Raw genomic sequence first — 25,771 nt, forward strand, 5'->3', positions numbered from 1 at the left:
TAACAACATCTTGTGGTGACAGATGAACAGTGGTTATCTGCATTTTCCGGAATTTGATCCGGTCATTTTCTCAATCGGTCCCGTTGCGCTTCACTGGTACGGTCTCATGTACCTGGTCGGCTTCATCTTTGCCATGTGGCTTGCGGGTCGTCGCGCCAGTCGTCCGGGCAGCGGATGGACGAAAAACGAAGTTGAAAACCTGCTCTATGCCGGGTTCCTCGGGGTATTCCTCGGTGGGCGTATCGGCTATGTGCTGTTCTACAACTTCCCGATTTTCCTGAACGATCCGCTTTACCTGTTCCGCGTCTGGGACGGAGGCATGTCCTTCCACGGCGGTCTGATAGGTGTGATTCTGGTGATGGTCATCTTCGCCAAACGCACCAAACGCAACTTCTTCCAGGTGGCTGATTTTATTGCCCCACTGATCCCGTTTGGTCTGGGCGCGGGTCGTCTCGGTAACTTCATTAACGGGGAACTGTGGGGTCGTGTCGATCCGAGTGTCTCCTTTACGATGCTGTTCCCGAACTCACGTGCGGAAGACCTTGCGCTGCTGCCTTCCCACCCAGAGTGGCAGTCTATCTTCGACACCTACGGCTCACTGCCGCGCCACATGTCGCAGCTGTATGAGCTGGCGCTTGAGGGTGTGGTGCTGTTTATCATTCTGAATCTCTTTATCCGCAAACCGCGTCCAATGGGTGCCGTCTCCGGGCTGTTCCTGATTGGTTATGGTGCGTTCCGAATCATCGTTGAATTCTTCCGCCAGCCGGATCAGCAATTCACCGGGGAATGGGTACAGTACATCAGCATGGGGCAGATTCTCTCCATCCCGATGATTGTCGCGGGTATCATAATGATGATTTGGGCGTATCGTCGTCGTCCACAGCAACAGCTTTCCTGAGGAACCATGAAACAGTATCTTGAATTGATGAAAAAAGTGCTCGACGAGGGCACGCCAAAAAACGATCGCACCGGCACCGGAACGCTCTCTATTTTTGGCCACCAGATGCGCTTTAACCTTCAGGAAGGTTTTCCGCTGGTGACGACCAAGCGCTGCCATTTGCGCTCGATCATTCATGAACTGCTCTGGTTCCTGCAAGGCGATACCAACGTGGCCTATCTGCACGAAAACAACGTCTCGATTTGGGACGAATGGGCAGATGAGAACGGCGACCTCGGCCCGGTCTACGGCAAACAGTGGCGCGCGTGGCCAACGCCAGATGGTCGCCACATTGACCAGATTACGACCGTGCTAAACCAGCTGAAAAACGATCCCGATTCACGTCGCATTATCGTCTCAGCCTGGAACGTCGGCGAGCTGGACAAAATGGCGCTGGCGCCTTGTCACGCCTTCTTCCAGTTCTATGTCGCTGACGGCAAACTGTCCTGCCAGCTCTATCAGCGCTCTTGCGACGTGTTCCTCGGTCTGCCGTTCAACATCGCCAGCTATGCATTACTGGTTCATATGATGGCGCAGCAGTGCGACCTTGAAGTCGGTGATTTTGTCTGGACCGGTGGCGATACGCACCTGTACAGCAATCACATGGAACAAACGCACCTGCAGCTGACTCGCGAACCGCGCGCACTGCCGAAGCTGGTTATCAAGCGTAAGCCGGAATCCATCTTTGACTATCGCTTCGACGATTTCGAGATTGAAGGTTACGATCCCCACCCTGGTATCAAAGCCCCTGTCGCTATCTGATACATCAAATCCTGACACAACCGGTGCTCTTTAGCGCCGGTTTTTTTTGCCCAGATTTCACTTTTACGAGCGGCTTTCCAGCGTTTTTGCAACGTAATGCAACGGATGATTTTCACAGGAAAGCGCCTCGTAATCTTCACTTTCTGCTGTCGTTTTTCTGGGCGCTTCCCGCCACACTGCGGGCATGAAAAAACAACGCGGCTTTACGCTTATCGAAACCATGGTGGCAATTTCCCTTGTCGTCATTCTCAGCGCCACAGGGCTGTCGGGCTGGCAGAGTTGGCAGCAACAGCAACGCCTTTGGCAAACAGCCCATCAGGTACGTGACTACCTGGTACAGCTTCGTAACGATGCGAACGGCTATAACCGGGATCATCTCATCGTGGTGAATAAGGACGGCGAAAAGGCATGTATTGCGACGACGAAAAGTGCGGACTGCCAGACTCAGAGCGGGCTGGTCCTCAATTTTCCATGGCCGGAAGTCACGATTGCTGAACTGACGAAATCCCTGGCGTTTTATGGATTACGGGATACCGCCTGGCCCGGGAGGATACGCATCAAAAGCCCAGCGGGAGAATGGCTGATTATCGTGTCGAACACCGGGCGTATCAGGATGTGCAACAGCACAGGGAAGGGAACATGTTGAAAAACCAGTGCGGCTTCTCGCTGACCGAGGTACTCATCGCAATGGCAATTAGCAGTATTTTGCTGCTGAGTACCGCGCGTTTTATGCCGGCATTACAGCGAGCCATTCTCAAGCAAGAGCAACAGCAGGAGCTAGAAGAAGAGGTCTGGCTCAGAGCCACTGCTATCGGCAAGCAGCTGCAAAGGGCCGGATACTGCAACGGCTCTTGTCAGGGGCCCGCGTTGACGATGGGTAGGGCAGGGCGCTGTGTCATTGTGCAATGGGATGCCAACAGCAATGGCCGCTGGGAGAATGCCCCCTCGACAGAGGCGGAGCAAACAGGGTTTCGCTTGGAAGCTGGCGCACTTGAAACCCAGCGGGGAGCCACAAGCTGCGAAGGAAAAGGCTGGGAGAAACTAACCGAACCTGAACGTGTGTTGGTGACTCACTTCCTGGTGAGCAAAATTGAGCACACTGGCTTTGCGCCTGAGCTAAGTATCGAGCTGACAGTTTCCACAGCACGTCCACACGCCGAGCCAATACAGGTCACACATCGTGTCACAGGATTTAATCTGTGAAACGTCAACGTGGGATGTCATCGCTTGCGCTGGTCCTGTTGCTCCTTGTGATCGGCAGCCTGACCCTGACCGGCCTTAATCTGCAGCTCGATGCTTTTACGCGGATGGTGAGCCGTGAGCGGCAGCTGATTTTGCAGCAAGCCAACGTCCAGTCGGCGCTGGAGTGGGGCAAAAGCCAGCTCTGGCCGGTAGGGCCAGGTATTCAGTGCAAAAAAGGGCTGCAAGGGCGAGTCTGTCTGCGCGTTACTGAAGACAATCGCGTCCTGCTTATTGCGGGGAGTGGTGAGCTGCTGCTGTGGCGCGGCGGGATAATCCAGGACGGGCGAGTGGTGTTCTCCCGCCATGGCTGGAGCGATTTTTGTCCACTGAAGGAGAGCGCACTGTGTCAGCTACCTTAGCCCGGCAAAAGGGATTTAGTATGGTGGAAGTTTTGTTAGCGATGATGCTACTGGTTATCGTCATTACTGCGCTGTCTGGCTATCATCGGGCGCTGGCAGCGCGATTTACGGTATTCAATCAGTATCGCCAGCTCTGGCACTCTGCCTGGAGCCAGACCCAGCTGTCACAGGGGACGTTACCGGATGGCTGGCGGATAAACAGGGGGCAGACAATGCAGGCTGGATGTGTCAGCATCTCGGTCACTATAATTTCGCCTTTGGGGCGGCAGGGTCAGATGACACGCCTGCATTGCCCGCTTAGTCAGTAGTCGGGAGCGTCTATGTTACGGGTCTACCACTCAAATCGTCTTGATGTGCTGGAAGCATTGATGGAGTTTATCGTCGAGCGCGAGCATCCTGCCGATCCCTTTGAGCCAGAAATGGTGCTGGTGCAAAGCACCGGTATGGCTCAGTGGCTGCAAATGTCCCTGGCGCAAAAATTCGGTATTGCGGCAAATATCGAGTTCCCGCTTCCGGCGAGTTTTATCTGGGAGATGTTTGTTCGCGTCCTGCCGAACATCCCCAAAAAAAGCGAATTTAATAAGCAAAGCATGAGCTGGAAGCTAATGTCGCTGCTGCCGGATATGCTGGCGAGCGATGCGTTCGCCATGCTGCGCCACTACCTGAGCGATGATACCGACAAACGTAAACTGTTCCAGCTGGCCTCGCGGACGGCGGATCTGTATGACCAGTATCTGGTCTATCGCCCGGAATGGCTGACGTCCTGGGAAAAGGGTGAGCTGATTGACGGCCTGCCTGAGGCGCAAATCTGGCAGGCCCCGCTGTGGAAAGCGCTGGTGGAACACACCGAAAAACTGGGCCAGCCGCAGTGGCACCGTGCCAACCTTTACGAGCGGTTTATCTCAACCCTCGAAAAGGCCTCTGAACCGCCTGCCGGGTTACCGTCGCGCGTCTTTATATGCGGGATTTCCGCTCTGCCACCTGTTTACCTGAGCGCGTTAAAAGCCCTGGGTAAGCATGTCGATATCCACATTCTGTTCACCAACCCGTGTCGCCATTACTGGGGGGATATTCAGGACCCTAAATGGCTCGCCCGTCTTGTCGCTCGCCAACGGCGGCGGATCTTTGAAGAGCGCGCGATCCCGCTCTTCAAAGACAGCGACAATGCCGCGCAGCTCTTTGATGACGAAGGCATTCAAAACTTGCCGAACCCGCTGCTGGCCTCCTGGGGAAAACTGGGGCGTGACTACATTCACATGCTGTCCGATATCACCTCGTCCGGCGAAGGCGATGTGGATGCCTTTGCGGAGATCACTCCTGATAGTCTGCTGCATAACGTACAACTGGATATTCTCGATCTGGAGAACCGCGCCATCGCGGGGATCACTGCCGAAGAGTTTGCCCGCAGCGATAAGAAGCGAAAACTGGATCCAGAGGATCGCAGCGTTACCGTACATGTGTGTCATAGCCCGCAGCGCGAAGTTGAAGTGCTTCATGACAAGCTGCTGGCGATGTTGCAGGACGATCCTGAACTGACGCCGCGCGATATTGTGGTCATGGTGGCGGATATCGACAGCTACAGCCCGTTTATTCAGGCGGTGTTTGGTAGCGCCACCGGCGAGCGATATCTGCCTTATGCCGTTTCCGACCGCCGGGCGCGCCAGTCGCATCCGGCTTTGCAAGCGTTTATCAGCCTGCTTGCTCTGCCCGATAGCCGCTTTATTTCGGAAGACGTACTGGCGCTGCTGGATGTTCCGGTGCTGGCTGCTCGCTTCGACATCGACGAAGAGGGGCTGCGCTATCTGCGCCAGTGGGTCAATGAATCGGGCGTTCGCTGGGGGATTGACGATGATAACGTCCAGGAGTTCGAGCTCCCGCCGACGGGGCAACACACCTGGCAGTTCGGCCTGACGCGTATGCTACTGGGCTATGCAATGGAGAGCCATCAGGGGGAGTGGAATGAGGTTCTGCCTTACGATGAATCTTCAGGGCTGATTGCCGAACTGGTCGGCCATCTGGCTTCACTGTTGATGCAGCTTAATCGCTGGCGGCGCGAGCTGATGCAGTCCCGCACGCTTGAGGAATGGCAGCCACTGTGCCGGGAAATGTTGAATGATTTCTTCCTGCCCGACACGGACACCGAAGCGGCGATGGCGCTTATCGAACAACAGTGGCAGGCCATTATCGACGAAGGTATTTCATCTCATTATGGCGAGGCTATTCCGCTCTCCTTGCTTCGCGATGAACTGACGCAGCGCCTGGATCAGGAACGTATTAGCCAGCGCTTCCTTGCCGGTCCCGTCAATATTTGTACGCTAATGCCAATGCGTTCGATTCCGTTCAAAGTCGTTTGCCTGCTCGGAATGGACGATGGTATCTATCCGCGCGCGCTGGCACCGCTGGGCTTTGATCTGATGAGCCAGCAGCCGAAGCGTGGTGACCGTAGCCGACGTGACGATGACCGTTACCTCTTCCTCGAGGCGTTGATTTCGGCCCAGCAAAAGCTCTATATCAGCTATATCGGGCATTCCATTCAGGATAACAGCGAGCGCTTTCCGTCAGTTGCTGGTGCAGGAACTGGTCGATTACATTGGGCAAAGCCACTATCTGCCGGGTGATGAGGCGCGTAACTGCGACGAAAGCGAACAGCGGGTAAAAGCTCACATCACCTGTCTCCACACCCGCATGCCGTTCGATCCGGCTAACTACGTCGATAACGAACAGCAAAGCTATGCCCGCGAATGGCTGCCCGCTGCGAGGAAAGAGGGGCAAGCCCATACGGATTTCATTCAGCAACTTGAGCCTCGTTTGCTTGAGACGCTCACCTTTGAGCAGTTGCAACGGTTTTGGGCGCACCCGGTACGCGCGTTTTTCCAGCAGCGGTTGCAGGTGAATTTCCGCTCCGAAGAGAGCGAGATCCCCGATGCAGAACCTTTCACCCTCAATGGATTAAGCCGCTATCAGCTGAATCAACAGCTGCTTAATGCGCTGGTTGAAGAGGAAAATGCACAGACGCTGTTTCGTCGCTATCGGGCCGCAGGCCAGCTCCCGTATGGTGCATTTGGAGAAATCGCCTGGGATATGCAGTGTCAGGAGATGCAGGCTCTGGCCGATCGCGTCATTGAATTCCGTCAGCCGGGAAAAAGCCTTGAAATCGATCTGACCTGCAACGGTATTCAGCTCACGGGCTGGCTACAGCAGGTGCAGCAGGACGGGCTATTGCGCTGGCGTCCTGCCATGCTCAGTGTGTCACAAGGTTTGCAACTCTGGCTCGAACATCTTGTCTACTGTGCGGGCGGTAACGAAGGTGAAAGCCGTTTATTCGTCCGTAAGGACGGCGAATGGCGCTTCCCTCCAATGGCGTCCGATCAGGCTCTGGCCTGTCTCGAACCCTATATCGAGGGCTATCGCCAGGGGATGAACAAGCCGCTGCTGTTGCTGCCAGAAAGTGGGGGGGCGTGGATAAAAGCCTGTTACGACGCGCAGAATGATGCCATGTTAACGGATGACGCCTCGCTGCAAAAAGCGCGCAGCAAGTTTTTACAGGCGTATGAAGGAAATATGATGGTGCGCGGAGAGGGTGATGATGTCTGGTATCAGCGGTTATGGAGAACCCTTGAGCCGGAGTACTTCGACGCCATTACGCAAGAGGCTCAACGCTATCTGTTACCTTTGTTTAAATTTAATCAGTCCTGATGATTGTATAAAAATTGCGCAGGAGAAAGCGTTCATTTATTATGCCCCTCTTGTCACGGACTGATGTACCAACATAAAGAGATGCTGGCGTGCCCAGCACGCAAATTGTTAATGATGTAGCCGTGATGAAGAGGTAGTGAATGCCAGGCAGCACCTTGTTAAAAGCGTTTGTTTTGTTTGTCGCCCTCTGGGCACCCCTCACTCAGGCAGATACCGGTTGGCAGCCCGTTCAGGAAAAAATCCATAAGAGCGAAAAAGACACCCGCCAGTATCAGGCTATTCGTCTTGATAACGGGATGACTGTGCTGCTGGTCTCCGATCCGCAGGCGATTAAATCGCTCTCTGCGCTGGTCGTCCCCGTCGGTTCGCTGGAAGACCCCGATTCGCATCCTGGTCTTGCCCATTACCTTGAACACATGACGCTGATGGGGTCCAAAAAATATCCGCAGCCGGATAGCCTCTCTGAATTCCTCAAAATGCACGGTGGCAGCCACAATGCCAGCACGGCACCTTATCGCACTGCGTTCTATCTTGAAGTCGAAAATGATGCGCTGGAAGGGGCGGTTGACCGTCTCGCCGATGCCATCGCGTCGCCTTTACTGGATAAAAAGTATGCCGATCGCGAGCGTAACGCCGTCAATGCCGAACTGACCATGGCGCGCACGCGAGACGGTATGCGCATGGCGCAGGTCAGTGCCGAAACAATTAACCCGGCGCACCCAGGCTCGCGTTTTTCAGGGGGTAACCTGGAAACCCTGAGCGATAAACCCGGCAGCCCGGTTCTCGATGCCTTACACGCCTTTCGTGATAAATACTATTCCGCCAATCTGATGAAAGCGGTGGTTTACAGCAACAAACCGCTGCCGGAGCTGGCGCGTCTTGCGGCACAAACCTATGGTCGCGTGCCGAATAAAAATATCGAAAAGCCGGAGATCACCACACCAGTGGTCACGGATGAGCAAAAAGGGATCATCATTCACTACGTGCCTGCGATGCCGCGTAAAGTGCTGCGTGTCGAGTTCCGTATTGATAACAATACCGCGCAGTTTCGCAGCAAAACGGATGAGCTCCTCACCTATCTGATCGGTAATCGAAGCCCGGGCACGCTCTCTGACTGGCTGCAGAAGCAGGGGCTGGTAGAGGGGATCCGCGCTGATTCCGATCCTGTCGTCAACGGCAACAGCGGTGTTCTCGCGATCTCGGCAACCCTGACCGACAAAGGCCTTGCGCACCGCGATCAAGTGGTTGCGGCGATCTTCAGCTATCTGTCGTTGCTGCGCGATAACGGTGTGGATAAAAGTTACTTTGACGAACTGGCCCACGTGCTGGATCTCGATTTCCGCTACCCGTCGATCACCCGCGATATGGACTATGTTGAATGGCTGGCTGACACCATGATTCGCGTTCCGGTGGAAAATACGCTGGATGCGGTGAACATCGCCGATCGCTATGACGCTGATGCCATCAAAGCGCGCCTGGCGATGATGACCCCGCAGAACGCCCGCATCTGGTATATCAGCCCGAAAGAGCCGCATAACAAAACCGCGTACTTTGTCGATGCGCCGTATCAGGTGAATAAAATCAGTGCGCAAACCTTCGCTGACTGGCAGAAAGAGTCCGGCCAGATTGCGTTAAAATTGCCTGAACTTAATCCGTACATTCCTGACGATTTCACGCTCATCAAGCCTGCAAAGGAATACCCGCATCCGGAACTGATCGTTAACGAACCGACATTACGTGTGGTTTACACCCCAAGCCGCTATTTTGCCAGTGAGCCGAAAGCCGATGTCAGCGTGGTGCTGCGCAATCCGCAGGCCATGGACAGCGCCAAAAACCAGGTGATGTTTGCGCTGAATGACTATCTGGCGGGGATCGCCCTGGATCAGCTCAGCAATCAGGCGGCTGTCGGTGGGATCAGTTTCTCCACCAACGCCAACAACGGGCTGATGGTCAATGCTAACGGTTACACCCAGCGTTTACCGCAGCTTTTCCAGGCGCTGCTGGAGGGGTATTTCAGCTACACGGCGACCGAAGAGCAGCTGGAGCAGGCCAAATCCTGGTATGCGCAAATGATGGATTCGGCGGAAAAAGGCAAAGCTTTTGATCAGGCGATTATGCCTGTGCAGATGCTGTCGCAAATTCCGTACTTCCAGCGTGAAACGCGCCGCGCGCTGCTGCCGTCAATCACCCTGAAAGAGGTGATGGATTACCGGACGGCCCTGAAAACCCATTCGCGCCCCGAGTTTCTGGTTGTCGGCAACATGAGTGAAGATCAGGCTAAAACCCTCGCGCAGAATGTTCGCAAACAGCTGGGTGCCAACGGCAATGAGTGGTGCCGTAACCAGAATGTGCTGGTGGAAAAACAGCAGAATGTGATCTTTGAAAAGGCGGGGAGCAGCACGGATTCTGCGCTGGCCGCAGTATTTGTACCGACCGGCTACGATGAGTATGCCAGCTCCGCCTACAGCGCGGTGCTGGGGCAGATCATCCAGCCGTGGTTCTACAATCAGTTGCGTACCGAAGAGCAGCTTGGCTATGCGGTGTTTGCGTTCTCGATGAACGTGGGTCGCCAGTGGGGACTGGGCTTCTTGTTGCAGAGCAGCGATAAACAGCCCGCTTATCTGTGGCAGCGTTATCAGGCCTTCTTCCCGCAGGCTGAAGAGAAACTGCGCAAAATGACGCCGGAAGAGTTTGCTCAAATTCAGCAGGCCGTGATCGCGCAGGTGCAGCAGGCTCCGCAAACCCTGGGCGAAGAGGCATCGCAGCTGAGCAAAGATTTCGATCAGGGTAATATGACCTTTGATTCACGTGATAAAGTAGTGGCCGAAATAAAACTGCTGACGCCTCAAAAGGTTGCCGACTTCTTCCACCAGGCGGTGGTGAAGCCGAAAGGCATGGCATGCTTGTCTCAGGTTTCCGGCAGCCAGAACGGGAAAGTGGATTATGTGAATCCGCAAGGCTGGAAAGTCTGGGAGAGCGTCAGCGCACTGCAGAAATCGATGCCCTGGAGTAAGAAAGAATGACCGATACCGCTGAGTCCCTTGATCCCTTACGTTTGCCGCTTCAGGGCGAACGATTGATTGAAGCCTCAGCGGGAACGGGAAAAACCTTCACCATTGCCGCCCTCTACCTGCGCCTTCTGTTAGGACTGGGCGGCAATGCTGCGTTTGGGCGTCCGCTCAGCGTGGAACAACTGCTGGTGGTGACCTTCACCGAAGCGGCGACCGCCGAACTGCGCGGACGTATTCGTGCGAACATACACGAACTGCGTATCGCCTGCCTGCGCCAGACCACAGACAACCCACTTTACGCTCGTCTTCTTGAAGAGATCGCTGACAAGCAGCAGGCCGCTCAATGGCTGCTTCTGGCCGAGCGTCAAATGGACGAAGCTGCCGTCTTTACCATTCACGGGTTTTGCCAGCGCATGCTGAGCCTGAATGCGTTTGAATCGGGCATGCTCTTTGAACAGCAACTCATTGAGGATGAATCCGAACTGCGCCACCGGGCGTGCGCGGACTTCTGGCGCCGCCATTGCTATCCGCTCCCGCGTGATATCGCCGAAGCGGTGCATGCCTTATGGAAAGGGCCGGAAGAACTTTTACGCGCTATCGAACGCTACCTGCAAGGCGAAGCACCGGCGATAAAATCCCCGCCGCCTGCGGATGAAACGCTGGCTGCGCGACACGAGAAAATTATTTCGCTGATAGCCGCCCTGAAGCAAAAATGGTGCGAGTCGGTTGCCGATATCGACGCCATTCTTGAAAATTCCGGCCTTGACCGCCGCAAATTTAACCGTGGTAATCAGGCGAAATGGATCGAAAAAATCAGCGCCTGGGCGCAGGAAGAGACGCGCAGCTATCAGCTGCCCGATGCGCTGGAGAAGTTTTCTCAGAGCTTCCTGGTGGAGCGCACCAAAGCTGACGGTATCGTCCCTGAACATCCGTTGTTTGTCGCGATAGAAACGCTGCTGGCGCAGCCGCTGACCCTTAACGATCTGATGATCACGCGTGCGATGGCCGAGATCCGCGAAACCGTTGCGCGTGAAAAACGTCGTCGTGGCGAGCTGGGTTTCGACGATATGCTAAGCCGCCTGGATGCGGCACTCGGCAGTGAAAATGGCGACGCGCTGGCAGCGGCGATCCGCGCCCGCTTCCCGGTAGCAATGATCGATGAATTCCAGGATACCGACCCGCAGCAATACCGTATTTTCCGCCGTATCTGGCGCAGACAGCCCGAAACGGCGCTGTTGCTGATTGGCGATCCTAAACAGGCCATCTACGCCTTTCGCGGCGCGGATATCTTCACCTACATGAAAGCCCGCGGAGAGGTCGAAGCGCACTATACGCTGGACACCAACTGGCGTTCCGCGCCGGGAATGGTGGCGAGTGTAAATACGCTTTTTGAGCGTATGGATGCGGCTTTCATGTTCAAAGAAATTCCGTTCTCGCCCGTTAAGTCGGCTGAGAAAAACAGCGCACTACGCTTTGAGTACCGTGGTGATGTTCAGCCTGCGATGAAATTTTGGCTGATGGACGGCGAAGGCTGTGGCGTCAGTGATTATCAGAACGTCATGGCGCAGCAGTGTGCGGCGCAGATCCGCGACTGGCTCAGCGCCGGTGCGCAGGGCGAAGCGCTACTGTGGAAAGGTCACACCGCTAAAGCGGTCAGCGCCTCGGACATTACCGTGCTGGTGCGCAGTCGCCAGGAGGCGTCGCTGGTGCGCGATGCCCTCACGCTGCTCGCGATCCCTTCTGTTTATCTCTCTAACCGCGACAGCGTGTTTGAAACGCTCGAAGCACAGGAGATGCTATGGCTGTTGCAGGCCGTGCTGACGCCTGAGCGGGAGAGTACGTTGCGCAGTGCGCTGGCAAGCTCAATGCTCGGTCTTAACGCGCGTGATATTGATGCGCTGAATAACGACGAAAGCGCATGGGATGCGGTGGTTGAAGAGTTTGCGCATTATCGTGAGCGCTGGCAAAAACGCGGCGTTATGGCGATGCTGCGCGAACTGATGGCTCAGCGTCATGTCGCTGAAAATATGCTGGCGACCGCAGGCGGTGAACGCCGCCTGACCGACATTTTGCACATCAGCGAGCTTTTACAGGAAGCGGGATCGCAGCTTGAGAGCGAACATGCGCTGGTACGCTGGCTGTCGCAGCATATCGCCGATCCTAACAGCAATGCGGCCAGTCAGCAGATGCGTCTCGAAAGCGACAAGCATCTGGTGAAAATCGTGACGATCCACAAATCAAAAGGGCTGGAATATCCGCTGGTTTGTCTGCCGTTTATCGCCAACTATCGTGCGCAGGATCAGGCGTTCTATCACGATCGCGTGTCGTTTGAGCCGGTGCTCGATCTCAGCAAAGCCGATGCCAGTATTGAGCTTGCCGAGGCGGAGCGTCTGGCGGAAGATTTACGCCTGCTGTATGTCGCCCTGACGCGCTCCGTCTGGCATTGCAGCCTGGGCGTTGCCCCGCTGTTCCGCCGTCGCGGCGAGAAGGCGGGGGAGAGCGATTTCCATCAAAGTGCGCTCGGGAGGCTGATTCAAAAAGGTGAGCCCAAAGATGCCGCCGGGCTGCGCCAGTGTCTCGACGCGTTATGTGATGAAAATATTGCCCTGCAGATCCCCGGCCAGCCCGATCTTTCCCGCTGGCAGATGCCAGAGCCATCGGTGCCCGATTTAGGCGCGCGGCAGATTACGCGTGCGCTGGTGGACGACTGGCGAGTCACCAGCTATTCCGGCCTACAGCAGCATGGACAAAACATTGCGCAGGATCTGATGCCCAAACTCGACGTAGATGCGTCGGGCGTAGGTGAGGTGGTGGCAGAACCCGAGCTTACACCGCATCAGTTCCCGCGCGGTGCGTCGCCAGGCACGTTTTTACATAGCCTGTTTGAAACGCTCGATTTTACGCAGCCGGTGTCGCCGGAGTGGGTGCTGGAGATGCTGCAAAAAGGCGGGTACGACGCCCAGTGGCAGCCGGTACTTACCGCGTGGATCACGGCGATTTTAGAGGCGCCGCTTAATGATTCGGGGATCTCCCTAAGCCAGCTTACGGCAAAAGAAAAACAGGTTGAGATGGAGTTCTATCTCCCGATTGCCGGGCCGCTGACAGCGAACGCACTGGATACAATTATTCGCGAGCACGATCCGTTGTCGAAGAACAGCCCGGCGCTCAATTTCCGCCAGGTGAGTGGGATGCTGAAAGGCTTTATCGATTTGGTGTTCCGCCATGAGGGGCGCTACTACCTGCTGGATTACAAATCCAACTGGTTGGGCGAAAACAGCGAGGCCTATACCCGCCAGGCAATGGCCGCCGCAATGCAGTCGCATCGCTATGATTTGCAGTATCAACTTTATACCCTGGCGTTGCACCGCTACCTGCGCCACCGCATCGCAGATTACAACTATGAAGACCATTTCGGCGGTGTGATTTATCTGTTTTTACGTGGCGTTGACGCCCGGGATCCGCAGTCGGGGATCTTTACCACGCGCCCGGATCCGTTGTTGGTTGATAAAATGGACAGACTGTTTGCCGCGAGCACGGAAGAGGTGGCCCAATGACTATGAAAGATCGGTTACTTGAGGCGGTAGAGCAGCGTGCGCTGCGCCCTCTGGACGCGCAGTTTGCCATGATGGTGGCGGATAACGATGCTGCGGTCATGCTGGCCGCCGCAATCCTCAGCAAAGATGCCGGTGAAGGCCATGTGTGCTTGCCCCTGTCACGCCTGGTACCGGATGAGAAAATGCCCGCTCCGCTGCAGGCCTGTTTCGCCCTCCTCGGCGAAACGATGGACTGGCAAGACGTGCTACTGCGCTCTGACGCCGTCAGTCACGGTGATATCCCGACGCCCTTAATTCTTTGTCACGACCGACTCTATCTCAATCGCATGTGGCGTAACGAGCTGGCGATTGCGCATTTCTTTAATGATTCCAATCAGCCTCTGCCCTATGACGATACTGCACTGATTCAAACCCTGAATGACCTTTTCGGTGATTCAGAAACGGTGAACTGGCAAAAAGTGGCGGCGGCGGTAGCCCTGACGCGGCGCATTTCGGTGATTTCTGGCGGGCCAGGGACGGGGAAAACCACCACCGTCGCAAAACTGCTGGCGGCGCTGATTCAGATGGCGGGCGAGCAGAAATGCCGTATCCGACTGGCTGCTCCCACGGGCAAAGCGGCGGCAAGATTGACGGAATCACTGGGCGGCACGCTGCAAAAACTGCCGTTGAACGATGCCCAGCGCAAGCTGTTCCCGAATGAGGCCAGCACGCTGCACCGCCTGCTTGGCGCCCAGCCGGGCAGCCAGCGTCTGCGCTATCATGCAGGGAATCCGCTGCACCTGGATGTGCTGGTGGTCGACGAAGCCTCGATGATCGACTTGACGATGATGTCGCGCCTGATCGACGCGCTACCGCCGCACGCCCGCGTGATTTTCCTCGGCGATCGCGATCAGCTGGCCTCGGTTGAGGCGGGGGCCGTGCTGGGGGATATCTGCAATTATGCCAGCGCAGGCTATACCCTCACGCGCGCGCAGGAATTATCGCACCTGACCGGCTGTCCGATTGAAGGGCACACAGAAGAACGGGCAGGGGCCTTGCGCGACAGCCTGTGCCTGTTGCAAAAAAGCTACCGTTTTGGCAGCGATTCCGGTATCGGCCAGCTCGCCGCCGCCGTTAATCGCGGCGATCGTACGGCCATCAGGACGGTATTTAACGGCACATTTAACGACATTGAGAAAAAACCACTCCAGACGGGCGAAGAGTATCTCGCCATGCTCGAGGATGCATTGCAGGGTTATCAGCGTTTCCTTCTGAGCGTGCAGCAACAGGATGCACCCGAAGCCGTGATTGCGGCCTTCGGTGATTATCAGCTTTTGTGCGCGCTGCGCGAAGGGCCGTTTGGCGTCACCGGGCTGAATGAACGGCTGGAGCTGGCGTTAGCGCAGAAGCGGAAAATCTTCCGCCAGCCGCACTCCCGCTGGTATGAGGGGCGCCCGGTGATGATCTCCCGTAACGACAGCGCTCTTGGGCTGTTTAACGGTGATATCGGCATTGCACTCGATCGCGGCCAGGGGCTGCGCGTCTGGTTCCAGATGCCCGATGGCAGCGTGAAATCGGTGCAGCCAAGCCGTCTGCCAGAACACGAAACGGCGTGGGCGATGACGGTGCACAAATCGCAGGGTTCGGAATTTGATCACGCGGTGCTGATTCTGCCCGCGCAAATGTCGCCGGTAGTGACGCGCGAGCTGGTGTATACCGCCATCACCCGCGCGCGGAAAAGGCTGTCGCTGTATGCCGACGAGCGTGTGCTGGCGCAGGCCGTGACGACGCGTACCGAGCGGCGAAGCGGGTTAAGCGCGGTGTTTGAATCTGCCTGAGTGTTTGGCTCCCTCTCTGTTTAGGAGAGGGAAGCGTAGGGCCTGTGGGGTTAACTCAAGTCCGCCATCAGCACTTTCGAACGTCGCTGATAGTTGTACATCTCTTTTTTACTCTCCGGCAGCAAATCAATATCGACCGGTGTAAAGCCGCGTTCCTGGAACCAGTGAATGCTGCGGGTGGTCAGGACAAATAATTTATTCAGGCCGATCTGACGTGCCTGGGCGGCGACCCGCTCAAGCAACACTTCGCCGCGCGATGAACTGCGGTAGTCTGGATGCACTGCCACGCAGGCCATTTCACCGATTTTCTCTTCCGGGAAGGGGTAGAGCGCCGCGCAGGCGATAGTCAGATTGTCGCGCTGGATGATGGTGAACTTGTCGATCTCCATCTCCAGTTGCTCGCGGGAGCGACGGACCAGAATTCCTTGCTGCTCCAGCGGCCGAATAAGCTCCAGAATCCCGCCAATATCGTTGATCGTGGCGCGACGAATCTGTTCCGCACTCTCCATTACAATCTGCGTACCAATACCGTCGCGCGAGAACAGCTCCTGCAGAAGCGCCCCGTCTTCCTGATAGCTAATCAGGTGGCTGCGACGCACGCCGCTGCGACAGGCTTTGACCGCCCCGCGCAGGAAACGCACGGTGCCGGAGTGGTAATCGCCTTCTGCTTCCAGCGCTTCGACGCGCGCCTGGGCTTCGTTCGGGAAAAGCTCCGAAACGATATCCCCTTGTTCGTTAAACACGCCCTGCGAGGAGCAGAAACCGATCATCTTCTCGGCTTTGAGTTTGATCGCCAGCTGCGTCGCCACCTCTTCGGAGGTGAGGTTAAAACTTTCGCCCGTCACGGAGACGGCAACCGGCCCCATCAGCACAATCGCGCCGTTATCGAGCTGGCGATGAATCGCCTCTTCGTCGATACGACGGATACGCCCACTGTGGCAATAATCCACGCCATCATCCACGCCCAACGGCTGGGAAATAATAAAATTGCCGCTGACCACGTTGATATGTGCGCCCTGAAGCGGTGTATTGTTGAGGCTCATCGACAGACGCGCAGTGATATCGAGCTGCAAAAGACCGGCTGCTTGCTTAACCAGCTCCAGGGTTTTGGCGTCAGTCACGCGGGTGTGCTTGTGATAAATCGGCTCGTGGTGGTGGGCCGCCAGATTGGCGTCGATCTGCGGACGCGCGCCGTAGACGACCACCAGGCGAATACCGAGGCTGTGCAGCAGACCGATGTCATTGACAATACTGGAAAAGTTCTCATGCTCAATGGCTTCGCCACCCAGCATGATGACAAACGTTTTTCCCCGATGGGTATTGATGTAGGGAACAGAATGGCGGAATCCCTGGACCAGTTCGGTTCTACGTTCCTTTACCACGGCACAACCCCTCAGTGAATGTTTATTCGTATTTTCTGTATTTTTATTCGATTATTGCCGCGCGCGCAACCCTAAATTCAGTGCAAACCAGAGAAAAAATTAAGTGATGCGTGCGTTACTGCATGATTGTTTACCCTTTTATAGATGACAGGTTATGCATCATTCGCTAAAGTTTTCGGTCAATTTGGACGTTTTGTCGGTAAATTCGTTTTCTTGCTCGGGAGAAGCATGTCGGGATCCAAATCAACAATAAGCCGCCGCCGCTTGTTACAAGGGGCCGGGGCGATGTGGTTGCTGAGCGTCAGCCAGGTTGCATTCGCCGCCGTCAGTCAGGTGGTGGCGGTGCGTGTCTGGCCGTCTTCGACCTATACGCGCGTGACGGTAGAGTCTAATCAGGTACTGAAATACAAACAGTTTGCGTTGAGCAATCCTGAGCGTGTGGTGGTGGATATCGAGGGCGTGAATCTGAACTCGGTGCTGAAAGGCATGGGGGCGCAGATCCGTGGCGATGATCCTTACATTAAATCTGCCCGCGTCGGCCAGTTTGATCCGCAAACCGTGCGCATGGTGTTCGAGCTGAAGCAAAACGTTAAACCGCAGCTGTTTGCCCTGGCACCGGTGGCCGGTTTTAAAGAGCGTCTGGTGATGGATCTCTATCCGGCTAATGCGACGGACATTCAGGATCCACTCCTCGCCTTGCTGGAAGATTACAACAAAGGCGATCTTGAGAGGCAGGTTCCTCCTGCTCAGAGTGGCCCGCAGCCGGGTAAAGCGGGGCGCGATCGCCCGATTGTGATCATGCTCGATCCGGGCCACGGCGGAGAAGACTCCGGAGCGGTCGGGAAATATCGAACGCGTGAAAAAGACGTGGTGTTGCAGATTGGTCGCCGCCTGAAGGCGTTGATCGATAAAGAGGGCAACATGCGGGCGTACATGACGCGCAATGAAGACGTGTTCATTCCGCTGAAAGTGCGCGTGGCGAAAGCGCAGAAACAGCGCGCGGACCTGTTTGTCTCCATTCACGCCGATGCCTTTACCAGCAGACAGCCGAGTGGTTCGTCGGTCTTTGCTCTGTCGACCAAAGGGGCGACCAGTACTGCGGCGCGGCTGCTGGCGGATTCCCAGAACGCCTCCGACCTGATTGGTGGGGTGAGCAAGAGTGGCGATCGCTATGTCGATCACACGATGTTCGACATGGTGCAGTCGCTCACCATCACCGACAGTTTGAAATTTGGTAAAGCGGTGCTGAGTAAACTCGGGAATGTGAACAAGCTGCATAAAAATAGCGTTGAGCAGGCGGGCTTTGCGGTGCTGAAGGCGCCGGATATCCCGTCGATTCTGGTCGAAACGGCGTTTATCAGTAACGTCGAAGAGGAGCGTAAGCTCAAGACCGCGAAATTCCAGCAGGAAGTGGCAGAGTCGATTCTGGCGGGGATAAAGGCGTATTTCTCGGATGGCGCGACGCTGGCCAGAAGAGGGTAGATGGTATGAGCCGGGTTCACGCCCGGCAAATCCACAAACGGCAGATACAAAAAAACACCCTTGAGGGTGTCTAATGTTTTTCGAAGAATTGGTTGCGGGGGCCAGATTTGAACTGACGACCTTCGGGTTATGAGCCCGACGAGCTACCGGGCTGCTCCACCCCGCGTCCGTCTTTCTTCTATTTTACGTACTACTGCTTAAAACTTGATTGGTTGCGGGGGCCGGATTTGAACCGACGACCTTCGGGTTATGAGCCCGACGAGCTACCAGGCTGCTCCACCCCGCGTCCGTCTTTCTACTGAGCAAAAACATCGTAGAAATTTACTGCATCAAATTTTAATTGGTTGCGGGGGCCAGATTTGAACTGACGACCTTCGGGTTATGAGCCCGACGAGCTACCAGGCTGCTCCACCCCGCGTCCGTGGATGCGCACTATACTCGGATAGGTTTTTGATGCAACCCTTTTTCTCATAAATACCAAAATTAGTATGTAAAATGAACGACATCGCCCTGTTCGGACGATTAATGCGCAAATCCTGCCTCAGGATGCGCTATCAGATTTCAATAGCCTGAGGGGTTTGTTATCTTCTTTATAGAGACTCAGGGCAACTTTAAGACGAGATATAATGAAAGGACGATGGGCGAAGTATCTGATGACGGGCGCAATGGTAGCGATTCTTGCGGCCTGCTCCTCTAAACCGACCGATCGCGGTCAGCAATATAAAGACGGGAAATTCACCCAGCCTTTCTCTTTAGTTAACCAGCCGGATGCCGTGGGTGCGCCGATCAACGCGGGTGACTTCGCTGAGCAGGTCAGCCAGATCCGCACCGCGTCACCGCGTCTGTATGGCTCGCAGAACAGCGTCTACAATGCCGTACAGGACTGGCTGCGTGCAGGCGGCGATACGCGCACCATGCGCCAGTACGGCATCGATGCCTGGCAGATGGAAGGGGCCGATAACTACGGTAACGTCCAGTTCACCGGTTACTACACGCCGGTGGTCCAGGCGCGACATACCCGTCAGGGCGAGTTCCAGTACCCTATTTACCGCATGCCGCCAAAACGTGGCCGCCTGCCGTCTCGCGCAGAGATCTATTCCGGTGCGCTGAATGAAACGTATGTGCTGGCCTACAGTAACTCGCTGATGGATAACTTCATCATGGATGTGCAGGGCAGCGGGTATATAGATTTCGGTGATGGCTCACCTCTTAACTTCTTTAGCTATTCCGGTAAAAATGGCCACGCCTACCGCAGTATCGGCAAAGTGCTGATCGATCGCGGGGAAGTTAAGAAAGAAGATATGTCGATGCAGGCTATTCGCGAGTGGGGCGAAAAGCACAGCGAAGCGGAAGTGCGTGAGCTGCTGGAGCAGAACCCGTCCTTCGTCTTCTTTAAACCGCAAAATTACGCACCGGTGAAAGGGGCCAGCGCGGTTCCGCTGATTGGACGTGCATCCGTGGCTTCCGATCGTTCTATTATTCCGCCGGGCACCACGCTGCTGGCAGAAGTGCCGACCCTGGACAACAACGGCAAATTCAGCGGTCAGTATGAATTACGCCTGATGGTGGCGCTGGATGTCGGTGGGGCCATTAAAGGCCAGCACTTCGATATTTATCAGGGCATTGGTGCGGATGCGGGCCATCGTGCGGGCTGGTATAACCATTATGGACGCGTATGGGTGCTCAAACCCGCAGCAAGTGCTGGCAACGTTTTCAGCGGCTGATTGTGGTAATCTAGCGCGTAATATTTACCGCCTTCTCCATCACAGGAGAAGGGCAGGGTGAGGATAAAACCTCACCCTTTTTACATCCTGAGGTCTTATGTCTGCGTTAATCAGCGATGCCTGGCGTCAACGTTTTGGCGGTACGGCGCGTTTATATGGTGAAAAAGCCCTGCAACTGTTTGCGGATGCGCACGTCTGCGTGGTCGGTATTGGCGGAGTCGGCTCCTGGGCGGCCGAGGCGCTGGCGCGTACCGGTATTGGCGCGATTACTCTTATTGATATGGATGATGTTTGCGTCACCAACACCAACCGTCAGATCCATGCCCTGCGCGATAACGTTGGCCTGGCGAAAGCGGAAGTGATGGCAGATCGCATCCGCCTGATTAACCCGGAATGTCGCGTCACGGTGATTGATGATTTCGTCACCGCCGATAATGTGGCGCAATACCTGGGCACCGGCTTTAGCTACGTGATTGACGCAATCGACAGCGTGCGTCCGAAGGCGGCCCTGATTGCCTATTGCCGTCGCTACAAGATCCCATTAGTGACCACGGGCGGAGCGGGCGGTCAAATCGATCCGACGCAGATCCAGGTGACGGATCTGGCGAAAACCATTCAGGATCCGCTGGCGGCTAAACTGCGTGAAAGGCTGAAAAACGATTTTAACGTGGTGAAAAACAGTAAAGGTAAGCTGGGCGTTGACTGCGTGTTCTCAACTGAAGCGCTGGTCTATCCGCAGGCAGATGGCTCCGTCTGCGCCATGAAAAGCACCGCAGAAGGGCCGAAACGAATGGACTGCGCCTCAGGCTTTGGCGCGGCAACAATGGTCACCGCAACCTTTGGTTTTGTCGCTGTCTCTCACGCCCTGAAGAAAATGATGGCCAAAGCCAACCGTCAGGCCTGAACCTGACGGGCGGCGTTCAGCACCGCTTCGCTGAGTGCGGACAGGCCCTGGCTGCGTGATGCGCTCAGTTGTCCGCGCAGCCCCAGCTCGTCAAACAGCGCCAACGGATCGCCATCCAGCAATTGCCGGGCGCTTTTGCCTTCCACGGCGGTGAGCAGCACTGCCAGTAAACCGCGCACGATCCGCCCTTCGCTGTCGCCAAAGAAATGCAGCGTCTCCCCGGATGTCGTCACACCCAGCCAGACGCGATTTTCGCAGCCTGGAATTTCTTTCGCCTGCGCTTTTAACGCATCAGAAAGTGTGGGGAGTTGCTTGCCCAGTAAAATCAGCTGACGGTATTTATCTTCCCACTGGGTGAGCGGGAGGAACGTTTGTCTCAGCGTCTCTTCTGTGATAACGCTGCCGAATGGGTGTCCGGCTAAGGATGAGCTCGTCATTAATCCACCAGGAGTTCAAGGGCGCGATCGACGGCCGCCACCAGGGCATCAACGTCGCTTTGCGTGTTGTAGGGGGCAAACGAGGCGCGCAGCGTACCACTGACGCCGAGTGCCGCAAGCAGCGGCTGTGCACAGTGCTGTCCGGCGCGCAGGGCGATACCGTATCCGGCCAGTAGGGTGACCATATCGCTGTGGTGAACACCGGCAAAATCAAACGCCAGCAGGCTGGAATCCTGAACGCGGAACGAGCGGAATCCGGGACGTTTTTTTAACTCTTCTTCTGCAAGTGTGGCCAGTCCACGGCTCCAGCTTTCGGCTTGCTCGACGTCCGTCTCAGCAAGCCACTCCAGTGCGGCGCTCAGCCCTATCACGCCCGCCACGTTTGGCGTACCGGCTTCGAGGCGGTAAGGGAGCTCCTGGGTTTTGAAACCGTCAAAGGTCACTTCGGTGATCATCTTTCCGCCGCCCAGCCACGGGGTCATTTGTGTCAGCAGTTCCGGTTTGCCATACAGCGCGCCGATCCCGGTTGGGCCATAAAGCTTGTGACCGGAAAAAGCGTAAAAGTCGATATCCAGTTTGCGGACATCCGCCGGGAAATGCACAACGCCCTGCGCGCCGTCGACCATCACAACTATGCCGTGGCGGTGTGCCATTTCAACGGCACGGGCCAGATCCGGACAACCGCCGGTAACGTTCGACATTTGTCCGAGGGCCAGAATTCGGCTGCGCGGGGTGATGAGTTCGGGTAAACGCCCGACGTCGGGCAGTAAATCCGTGCCCAACGGCAGTTTTACGATCCGGGCGCCCGTTTGTTCCGCGACCATCAGCCACGGCACTAAATTGGCATGGTGCTCGGCCTCGCTCACGATAATCTCGTCGCCCGGTTGTAGGATCGGACGAGCGTAGCACTGGGCGACCATATTGATCGCCTCGGTGGTGCCACGCGTCCAGACGATATTTTTACCGCTTTCGGCGTTGAGCAGACGCGCGACCTGATCGCGGGCGGCCTCGTAGCGCGCGGTCAAACGCTGCGCCTCGGCAAACTGGCTGCGATGCACATTCCCGGCGCTCAGGCTGTAGAACTGATTTGTCGCGTCGATCACAGCCTGCGGCTTAAGCGCTGTGGCGGCACTGTCGAGATAAACACCGGCATCGGCCAGCGCCGGAAACTGTGCGCGAAAATGCGCAGGACTGAAAGCGTTCATGGAATTCCTCATATCAATATGGAGATCGTCGCGCAATTTCGGCGGCAGGGCAAGGTTGTTGATCGCTATCGGAATTGTCTGTTTGTCCTGGCAGGTCTTGAGAAGCAGGTTATGCTGAATAGTGTTAGGTGAATGTTTTAGCCTGTTTTAAAACTAGGATTGAATAGCATTAATTGCTAAAGGAGAAAATTATGAACAAGACTGCCGCAATCATTTCTGCCTGTGTATTTACTTTTGCCCTGAGCGCCTGTTCTGGTAACAACTACGTGATGCATACCAATGATGGCCGAACTATCGTCTCTGACGGAAAGCCAAAAACCGATAATGAGACCGGGATGATCTCGTATAAAGATGCGAACGGGAACAAGCAGCAGATCAACCGCACTGACGTGAAAGAGATGGTTGAACTGGATAAGTAACAGATTTTAGACCAAAAAAAAGCACCGCAAATAGGCGGTGCTACATTAATCACTATGGACAGACAGGGTAAATGTACAGGAAGTGAAAAAAGGGTAGCTTCGCTACCGTGATCTGAATTGCAGACCAATTGCAAACACAACAACACAACATCACAACCGTAAGCCAAAAGCCCTTCAGAACACGCATTCCAAAAAAAGCTTTTCGTTCCGGCTCAGGAAGTGCCGCCACTATAGGTATTTGCTGGTAGTTCCTCAACGGACAAATTATAATGGCTCAGATAAAAAAAACTAATAGGTTAAACGTTGTTTCCTATGTGTTAAATACCTTTAACATCTAAGCCTAATACCCATGTCGAAGCGATTACCACCCCTAAATGCATTACGCGTTTTTGATGCTGCAGCACGCCATCTGAGCTTCACGCGCGCGGCCGATGAGCTTTTTGTGACGCAGGCCGCAGTAAGTCATCAAATCAAGTCTCTGGAGGATTTCCTGGGGCTTAAGCTGTTTCGCCGTCGCAACCGCTCCCTGCTTCTGACGGAAGAAGGGCAGAGCTATTTTCAGGATATCAAAGACATTTTTTCCCAGCTCACTGAGGCGACGCGCAAACTGCAGGCGCGAAGCGCTAAAGGTGCGCTGACGGTCAGTTTATTGCCCAGTTTTGCCATTCACTGGCTGGTGCCACGACTCTCTAGCTTTAACTCAGCTTATCCGGGAATCGACGTCAGGATCCAGGCGGTGGACCGTCAGGAAGACAAACTGGCGGACGATGTCGACGTCGCTATTTTTTACGGTCGCGGCAACTGGCCGGGCTTGCGTGTTGAAAAATTATACGCAGAATATCTCCTGCCAGTGTGCTCGCCCCTGCTGCTGACCGGCGACAAAGCGTTGAAAACGCCTGCCGATCTGGCGCAACATACACTTTTACATGATGCTTCTCGCCGCGACTGGCAAACTTATACCCGTCAGTTGGGTCTTAATCATATTAATGTGCAGCATGGCCCCATCTTTAGCCACAGCGCGATGGTGTTACAGGCTGCCATTCACGGACAGGGCGTGGCGTTGGCAAACAACGTGATGGCGCAGTCCGAAATTGAGGCAGGCCGCCTGGTCTGCCCGTTTAATGATGTTCTGGTCAGCAAGAATGCGTTTTATCTGGTTTGTCATGACAGTCAGGCAGAACTGGGTAAAATAGCCGCCTTCCGGCAGTGGATACTGGCGAAGGCGGCACATGAACAAGAAAAATTCCGCTTTCGTTATGAGTAATCATCTCTTTTGTGTGCCGGGCACGCATAACTTTAGGACAGAAACATGACCAGCCGTTTCATGCTGATTTTTGCCGCGGTGAGTGGCTTTATTTTTGTCGCACTGGGCGCGTTCGGCGCGCATGTGTTGAGCAAGACCTTAGGGGTCGTCGAAATGGGCTGGATTCAAACCGGCCTTGAGTATCAGGCATTTCACACGCTGGCTATTTTTGGGCTGGCGGTGGCAATGCAGCGTCGCATTAGCATTTGGTTCTACTGGAGCAGCGTATTCCTCGCACTGGGGACCGTTCTGTTCAGCGGCAGTTTGTACTGCCTCGCACTTTCACATTTGCGCCTTTGGGCGTTTGTTACACCCGTCGGCGGCGTCAGTTTCCTCGCCGGGTGGGTATTGATGTTTATCGGAGCTATCCGTCTGAAACGCAGGGGCGTTGTTCATGAGTAAGGTTGTTTTATATTGTCGCCCGGGGTTTGAGAAAGAGTGCGCCGCGGAAATTACTGACAAAGCGTCACGTCTGGAAGTCTTCGGCTTTGCCCGCGTCAAAGAACACTCGGGCTATGTGGTGTTCGAATGCTATCAGCCTGACGATGCGGATAAGATCGTTAGCAAGTTACCGTTCAGCTCGTTGATTTTTGCCCGTCAGATGTTTGCCGCGGGCGAACTGCTGACCGATTTGCCGCCAGAAGATCGTATTTCCCCTATCTCCGGCATGCTGCAGGGTGTGGTGGAGAAGGGTGGCGATCTGCGTGTTGAAGTGGCTGACACCAACGAAAGCAAAGAGCTGATGAAGTTTTGCCGCAAGTTCACCGTTCCGCTGCGCGCTGCGCTGCGTGAGGTGGGCGTGCTGACAAACTACGAGACGCCAAAACGTCCGGTGGTGCATGTCTTCTTTATTGCGCCGGGCTGCTGTTACACCGGTTACTCCTACACGACGAACAACTCGCCGTTTTATATGGGTATCCCGCGTCTTAAATTCCCGTCCGATGCGCCAAGCCGTTCTACGCTCAAACTGGAAGAGGCGTTCCACGTCTTTATTCCTGCCGATGAGTGGGATGAGCGCCTGGCGAACGGGATGTATGCCGTGGATCTGGGCGCGTGCCCTGGCGGCTGGACCTATCAGCTGGTCAAACGCAACATGTGGGTTTCGTCTGTCGATAACGGCCCTATGGCGCAAAGCCTGATGGATACCGGGCAGGTGACCTGGCTGCGTGAAGATGGTTTCCGCTATCGCCCGACCCGTAACAACATCACCTGGATGGTGTGCGATATGGTGGAGAAACCGGCGAAAGTGGCCGCGCTGATGGCCACCTGGCTGGTGAACGGCTGGTGTCGAGAGACGATCTTCAACCTTAAGCTGCCGATGAAAAAGCGCTATGAAGAGGTCTCCCAGAATCTGGCGTATATCCAGGAACAGCTGAATGCCCAGGGGATCAATGCTGAAATCCAGGCGCGTCAGCTTTATCACGACCGTGAAGAAGTGACGGTACACGTCCGTCGCTGGTGGGCTGCCGTGGGTGGACGTCGCGACGAGCGATAACGCCTGTTTGTGTGCCCGGTAGCGCTATGTTTACCGGGCAAA

At 55.5% G+C, this 25,771-nt stretch carries 19 protein-coding genes, 3 tRNA genes and 1 pseudogene; 17 read left to right on the forward strand and 6 right to left on the reverse strand.

Going from position 1 to position 25,771, the window contains the following annotated elements:
- Positions 1-22 precede the first annotated feature (22 nt).
- The 10 genes and pseudogenes from lgt to recD all read left to right on the forward strand — a co-directional run bounded on the left by lgt (position 23) and on the right by recD (position 15,378).
- The gene (lgt, locus tag OVA10_RS06690) at positions 23-898 is read left to right on the forward strand and encodes a prolipoprotein diacylglyceryl transferase (protein ID WP_107702914.1); all 876 of its coding nucleotides are present in this window, start codon (positions 23-25) and stop codon (positions 896-898) included.
- A 6-nt stretch (positions 899-904) separates the two neighbouring features.
- Positions 905-1,699 (forward strand): thymidylate synthase, encoded by a 795-nt coding sequence (gene thyA / locus OVA10_RS06695; RefSeq protein ID WP_100779086.1) that lies wholly within the window; start codon positions 905-907, stop codon positions 1,697-1,699.
- Positions 1,700-1,883: 184 nt separating this feature from the next.
- Positions 1,884-2,345 (forward strand): prepilin peptidase-dependent protein, encoded by a 462-nt coding sequence (locus OVA10_RS06700; protein ID WP_268195658.1) that lies wholly within the window; start codon positions 1,884-1,886, stop codon positions 2,343-2,345.
- Positions 2,339-2,902, forward strand: a complete 564-nt coding sequence (locus tag OVA10_RS06705; RefSeq protein ID WP_268195659.1) for a prepilin peptidase-dependent protein — start codon at positions 2,339-2,341, stop codon at positions 2,900-2,902. The genes OVA10_RS06700 and OVA10_RS06705 overlap by 7 nt, the downstream gene beginning before the upstream one ends.
- Positions 2,899-3,300 carry a DUF2509 family protein gene (locus OVA10_RS06710; RefSeq protein ID WP_102104670.1) on the forward strand — a complete coding sequence of 134 codons (402 nt, stop codon included), beginning with the start codon at positions 2,899-2,901 and terminating at the stop codon, positions 3,298-3,300. Before OVA10_RS06705 ends, OVA10_RS06710 begins: the two co-directional genes overlap by 4 nt.
- The gene (locus tag OVA10_RS06715) at positions 3,285-3,608 is read left to right on the forward strand and encodes a prepilin-type N-terminal cleavage/methylation domain-containing protein (protein WP_248859095.1); all 324 of its coding nucleotides are present in this window, start codon (positions 3,285-3,287) and stop codon (positions 3,606-3,608) included. Before OVA10_RS06710 ends, OVA10_RS06715 begins: the two co-directional genes overlap by 16 nt.
- 12 nt (positions 3,609-3,620) lie before the next feature.
- Positions 3,621-6,996, forward strand: a pseudogene (gene recC / locus OVA10_RS06720) (exodeoxyribonuclease V subunit gamma).
- Between the two features lie 140 nt (positions 6,997-7,136).
- Positions 7,137-10,019 carry a pitrilysin gene (ptrA, locus tag OVA10_RS06725; RefSeq protein WP_268195660.1) on the forward strand — a complete coding sequence of 961 codons (2,883 nt, stop codon included), beginning with the start codon at positions 7,137-7,139 and terminating at the stop codon, positions 10,017-10,019.
- Positions 10,016-13,561 (forward strand): exodeoxyribonuclease V subunit beta, encoded by a 3,546-nt coding sequence (gene recB, locus OVA10_RS06730; RefSeq protein WP_268195661.1) that lies wholly within the window; start codon positions 10,016-10,018, stop codon positions 13,559-13,561. Before ptrA ends, recB begins: the two co-directional genes overlap by 4 nt.
- Positions 13,558-15,378 (forward strand): exodeoxyribonuclease V subunit alpha, encoded by a 1,821-nt coding sequence (recD, locus tag OVA10_RS06735; protein WP_268195662.1) that lies wholly within the window; start codon positions 13,558-13,560, stop codon positions 15,376-15,378. Before recB ends, recD begins: the two co-directional genes overlap by 4 nt.
- Before the next feature lie 50 nt (positions 15,379-15,428).
- Here the strand turns inward: recD and argA are convergent, their stop codons facing one another.
- Complete coding sequence (gene argA, locus OVA10_RS06740) at positions 15,429-16,760, reverse strand: amino-acid N-acetyltransferase (RefSeq protein WP_100779095.1); 1,332 nt, start codon at positions 16,758-16,760, stop codon at positions 15,429-15,431.
- 228 nt (positions 16,761-16,988) lie between these two features.
- Here argA and amiC point away from each other — a divergent pair, with 228 nt between their 5' ends.
- Entirely contained in the window at positions 16,989-18,242 is a 1,254-nt protein-coding gene (amiC, locus tag OVA10_RS06745) for an N-acetylmuramoyl-L-alanine amidase AmiC (RefSeq protein ID WP_100779096.1), read from the forward strand.
- A gap of 89 nt (positions 18,243-18,331) precedes the next feature.
- Here amiC and OVA10_RS06750 read toward each other — a convergent pair.
- From OVA10_RS06750 to OVA10_RS06760, 3 genes are all read right to left on the reverse strand, one after another.
- Positions 18,332-18,408: transfer RNA gene (locus tag OVA10_RS06750), tRNA-Met, on the reverse strand.
- A gap of 43 nt (positions 18,409-18,451) precedes the next feature.
- Positions 18,452-18,528, reverse strand: a tRNA-Met gene (locus tag OVA10_RS06755).
- A 55-nt stretch (positions 18,529-18,583) separates the two neighbouring features.
- Positions 18,584-18,660 (reverse strand) — tRNA-Met (locus tag OVA10_RS06760).
- Between the two features lie 208 nt (positions 18,661-18,868).
- Here OVA10_RS06760 and mltA point away from each other — a divergent pair.
- Together mltA and tcdA are read left to right on the forward strand one after the other, a co-directional pair.
- Complete coding sequence (gene mltA, locus OVA10_RS06765) at positions 18,869-19,966, forward strand: murein transglycosylase A (protein ID WP_100779097.1); 1,098 nt, start codon at positions 18,869-18,871, stop codon at positions 19,964-19,966.
- A 97-nt stretch (positions 19,967-20,063) separates the two neighbouring features.
- Positions 20,064-20,870 carry a tRNA cyclic N6-threonylcarbamoyladenosine(37) synthase TcdA gene (gene tcdA, locus OVA10_RS06770; protein WP_123428642.1) on the forward strand — a complete coding sequence of 269 codons (807 nt, stop codon included), beginning with the start codon at positions 20,064-20,066 and terminating at the stop codon, positions 20,868-20,870.
- Here the strand turns inward: tcdA and csdE are convergent.
- Together csdE and csdA are read right to left on the reverse strand one after the other, a co-directional pair.
- The gene (gene csdE / locus OVA10_RS06775; RefSeq protein ID WP_123428644.1) at positions 20,861-21,307 is read right to left on the reverse strand and encodes a cysteine desulfurase sulfur acceptor subunit CsdE; all 447 of its coding nucleotides are present in this window, start codon (positions 21,305-21,307) and stop codon (positions 20,861-20,863) included. The genes tcdA and csdE overlap by 10 nt on opposite strands.
- Positions 21,307-22,512: a cysteine desulfurase CsdA gene (gene csdA, locus OVA10_RS06780; RefSeq protein WP_248859090.1), complete on the reverse strand. Its 1,206-nt coding sequence runs from the start codon at positions 22,510-22,512 to the stop codon at positions 21,307-21,309. Before csdA ends, csdE begins: the two co-directional genes overlap by 1 nt.
- A 191-nt stretch (positions 22,513-22,703) precedes the next feature.
- Here csdA and OVA10_RS06785 point away from each other — a divergent pair, with 191 nt between their 5' ends.
- The 4 genes from OVA10_RS06785 (at position 22,704) to rlmM (ending at position 25,729) form a co-directional block, all read left to right on the forward strand.
- Positions 22,704-22,931, forward strand: coding sequence for a YgdI/YgdR family lipoprotein (locus OVA10_RS06785; protein ID WP_100779101.1), 228 nt, complete (start codon positions 22,704-22,706; stop codon positions 22,929-22,931).
- 349 nt (positions 22,932-23,280) lie between these two features.
- Entirely contained in the window at positions 23,281-24,195 is a 915-nt protein-coding gene (gcvA, locus tag OVA10_RS06790) for a glycine cleavage system transcriptional regulator GcvA (RefSeq protein ID WP_095283191.1), read from the forward strand.
- A gap of 45 nt (positions 24,196-24,240) precedes the next feature.
- On the forward strand, positions 24,241-24,636 hold the full coding sequence (locus tag OVA10_RS06795) for a DUF423 domain-containing protein (protein ID WP_100779102.1): 396 nt from the start codon (positions 24,241-24,243) through the stop codon (positions 24,634-24,636).
- A complete protein-coding gene (gene rlmM / locus OVA10_RS06800; RefSeq protein ID WP_100779103.1) occupies positions 24,629-25,729 on the forward strand; it encodes a 23S rRNA (cytidine(2498)-2'-O)-methyltransferase RlmM in 1,101 nt (366 codons plus the stop codon). Before OVA10_RS06795 ends, rlmM begins: the two co-directional genes overlap by 8 nt.
- The last annotated feature ends 42 nt before the right edge of the window (positions 25,730-25,771 follow it).

This window comes from Lelliottia sp. SL45, assembly GCF_026672535.1.
Taxonomy (GTDB): domain Bacteria; phylum Pseudomonadota; class Gammaproteobacteria; order Enterobacterales; family Enterobacteriaceae; genus Enterobacter; species Enterobacter nimipressuralis.